Annotated in this window: 4 protein-coding genes; all 4 read right to left on the reverse strand. The window is 46.3% G+C overall.

Annotation, left to right across the window (positions count from 1 at the left end; translation table 11 throughout):
• Positions 1–99 precede the first annotated feature (99 nt).
• From tsaD to tsaE, 4 genes are read right to left on the reverse strand one after another with little or no spacing between them, the layout of a single operon-like run.
• Positions 100–1,122 (reverse strand): tRNA (adenosine(37)-N6)-threonylcarbamoyltransferase complex transferase subunit TsaD, encoded by a 1,023-nt coding sequence (gene tsaD / locus FS666_RS18980; RefSeq protein WP_144463754.1) that lies wholly within the window; start codon positions 1,120–1,122, stop codon positions 100–102.
• The gene (gene rimI, locus FS666_RS18985; RefSeq protein WP_186306623.1) at positions 1,119–1,589 is read right to left on the reverse strand and encodes a ribosomal protein S18-alanine N-acetyltransferase; all 471 of its coding nucleotides are present in this window, start codon (positions 1,587–1,589) and stop codon (positions 1,119–1,121) included. Before rimI ends, tsaD begins: the two co-directional genes overlap by 4 nt.
• Positions 1,582–2,286: a tRNA (adenosine(37)-N6)-threonylcarbamoyltransferase complex dimerization subunit type 1 TsaB gene (tsaB, locus tag FS666_RS18990; protein ID WP_144463753.1), complete on the reverse strand. Its 705-nt coding sequence runs from the start codon at positions 2,284–2,286 to the stop codon at positions 1,582–1,584. Before tsaB ends, rimI begins: the two co-directional genes overlap by 8 nt.
• Positions 2,267–2,737: a tRNA (adenosine(37)-N6)-threonylcarbamoyltransferase complex ATPase subunit type 1 TsaE gene (gene tsaE / locus FS666_RS18995; RefSeq protein WP_144463752.1), complete on the reverse strand. Its 471-nt coding sequence runs from the start codon at positions 2,735–2,737 to the stop codon at positions 2,267–2,269. Before tsaE ends, tsaB begins: the two co-directional genes overlap by 20 nt.
• Between the last annotated feature and the right edge of the window lie 157 nt (positions 2,738–2,894).

Below are 2,894 nucleotides of genomic sequence, written 5' to 3' on the forward strand. Positions count from 1 at the left end.
ACGGTAGGTGTCTTTGAGTTACTCTAAAACTTGAAAAAAGTATTTGACATTGTACGCTTACTCTGAAAAAAAAAGCAGATGGACCTCATCCACCTGCTATCAAAAGTTCTCTATATCCAACCCGGGATTTGCATTCATATCTAGTTTCCCTCTTTTACCCGCTTCATACAGCATGCTGCCTGCTGCCGCGATCATAGCGGCATTGTCTGTGCATAGGTAAAGGGGAGGAATGATCAGCTCAACTTCATCTATTTCGCCGAATGCTTTCTCCAATGAAGCGCGCAATCCCTTATTGGCCGCTACACCCCCAGCGAGCAAGACCTGCTTTACTCCATATTCCTTGCAAGCCCGTACTGTTTTTTCCGTTAAAACTTCAATGACACTTGCCTGGAAACTTGCAGCCAAGTCTTCTGGGGATATCTTTTCGCCTCGCTGCTCTGCGTTGTGTAAAGTGTTGATAACTGCAGATTTCAATCCGCTGAAACTGAAATCATAAGACCCTTCTTCGAGCCAAGCCCTCGGCAAATCAATGTTAGGCGTTCCCGCCTGTGCAAGTTTATCAATATGCGGGCCGCCGGGATACGGCAGATTCAATGTTCGCGCCACCTTGTCATAGGCTTCCCCTGCGGCGTCATCGAGTGTTTCGCCAATCACTTGAAAGGACCCCTCTTTTTCCATGTAGATCAGTTCTGTATGGCCGCCTGAAACGACAAGTGACAATAAAGGAAACGTAAAATCAGTGATCAGCCTGTTGGCGTATATGTGGCCGGCGATGTGATGAACCCCGACAAGCGGTTTATTCAAACTGAACGCCAGGGCTTTCGCCGCATTGACACCAACAAGAAGGGCGCCGACTAACCCGGGGCCTTCCGTGACAGCAATCGCATCGACATCATCGAAGGTGACACTCGCTCTTTGAATAGCTTCCTCAATGACAATCGTAATCTGCTCCACATGATGCCTTGATGCAAGCTCGGGAACAACTCCGCCGAACCTGCGATGGCTCTCGATTTGAGATGCCACTACGTTTGAAAGAATTTCCATTCCATTTTTTACTACTGATGCTGCGGTTTCATCACAGCTTGTCTCAATTCCGAGCACAATTAAATCTTTTTTACTCATAAATTCACCCACATGACCAGTGCATCTTCCTTGTTGTCGGTATAATAACCCCTTCTGATGCCGCCTTCCTGGAATCCAAGCTTTTTATATAAAGATTTTGCAATATGGTTGCTGATGCGAACCTCAAGCGTCATCGTTTTGGCGCCGGCTTCCTTGGACAAACTCATCATTTTACACAGCAATTTTTCCCCAAGCTTGCGTCCCCGGAATTCAGGAAGTATGGCTATGTTTGTTACATGCGCCTCATCTAATATGATCCAAACCCCGCAGTAGCCTGCCTGTACACCGGCTACTTCGATAAAAACATAGGAGGCGAAACGATTATGGGCAATATCGTTATAAAAAGCTTCCTCGGGCCACGGAGTTGGAAATGAACGGCTTTCAATATGACAGAGATTGTGAATATCATCCACTGTGGCAAGACGAAACGATACATTTTTCGTTATTTCCATGCTGCGATCAATCATTGGTCACTTTCCCCTGTCTCTCCAGCCATTTGGCTTCAGCTTCGACAAGCCGGATATAGTTTGGAGTAAATGTATGAACATTTTTTTCAGGCCGGCTTATTCCCAACAAACCAAGCTCCCCAGGTCTTGGGTTGAATTCGCCAACTGCGGCGAAATGAGCCCTCTCCCCAAGGGCCGTACGGAAGGTCTCCCTGTGAAGCTTGATATCATTGCCAACAAATAATACAGGTTCTCCGGTATCTTTTAAAATCTCTGCCCATTCTGCTGCAGGTATGTTTTGATCTTCTTTTATTATGACAGGCTCTTGGTCTTTAACCCGATAGAGCCCTGTATAAATCAATCCGCGCCTCGCATCAAAAAGCGGTGAGACCAAACCTGGAAAATAACGTCCGGCGGCTGCCAGAACCGCCAAGCTTGAAACACCTGATAAAGGAATTCCCAGGCTCCAGGCCATCGTTTTGGCAATCGTCACGCCGATGCGGACGCCGGTATACGAACCCGGGCCGCCGGCGACGACAATTTTATCCAAATCGGATGGTTTCGTTTCACAATCGGCAAGAAGCCGCTCAATGGCAGGCATGACGCGGATGCTGTGATTCTTCTTCAAATTTGTTATATATTCGCCAATGACCTTCGTTTCGTCTACAAGACCGACACCAAGCACGTCATTGGAAGTGTCAATTGCCAGGATTTTCATCAAAAAACTCCTCACATAATGCTTCATACCTCGTCCCGAAAGGCTTAAAAACAATGCGCCTTTGATTTTCCGCTTCGTGGAAAATATCAATGGCCAGCCGATCCGGCGGAAGCTGATCCTCAATAAACTGGGCCCATTCCACCACTGTTACACCATCACCGTAAAAATATTCATCAAAACCAAGATCTTCGAATGAATCTTCCAAACGGTATACATCCATATGATATAACGGAATCCGGCCATGATACTCTTTGATGATTGTAAAGGTCGGGCTGTTTACGTTTCTCTCAATGCCAAGACCGGAAGCCAGTCCTTTTGTAAAAGTGGTTTTACCGGCACCAAGATCACCCTCAAGAAGCAAAAGGTCTTCTGGTTTGAGCAATTTTCCCAATCGGCGGGCAATCTCCCATGTCTCTTCCGGATTATTTGAGATCAATTCATATGCCTTCATAAAAAAGACTCCTTAGTTGATTATACAAAAAAACCTTAGGTTCCTCTACCTCCCCTAAGGTTGACTTTGTTTATTTTATTAAATTAAGAAGGTAATTGCGGGGGCAGGATTTGAACCTGCGACCTTCGGGTTATGAGCCCGACGAGCTGCCAGACTG

The sequence above is a fragment of the Siminovitchia fortis genome (assembly GCF_007681465.1).
Taxonomy (GTDB): domain Bacteria; phylum Bacillota; class Bacilli; order Bacillales; family Bacillaceae_C; genus Siminovitchia; species Siminovitchia fortis.

Coding starts and splice junctions, on each gene's coding strand:
- tsaD (WP_144463754.1), bottom strand. CDS start 1,122: ATGAGTAAAAAAGATTTAATTGTGCTCGGAATTGAGACAAGCTGTGAT.
- rimI (WP_186306623.1), bottom strand. CDS start 1,589: ATGATTGATCGCAGCATGGAAATAACGAAAAATGTATCGTTTCGTCTT.
- tsaB (WP_144463753.1), bottom strand. CDS start 2,286: ATGAAAATCCTGGCAATTGACACTTCCAATGACGTGCTTGGTGTCGGT.
- tsaE (WP_144463752.1), bottom strand. CDS start 2,737: ATGAAGGCATATGAATTGATCTCAAATAATCCGGAAGAGACATGGGAG.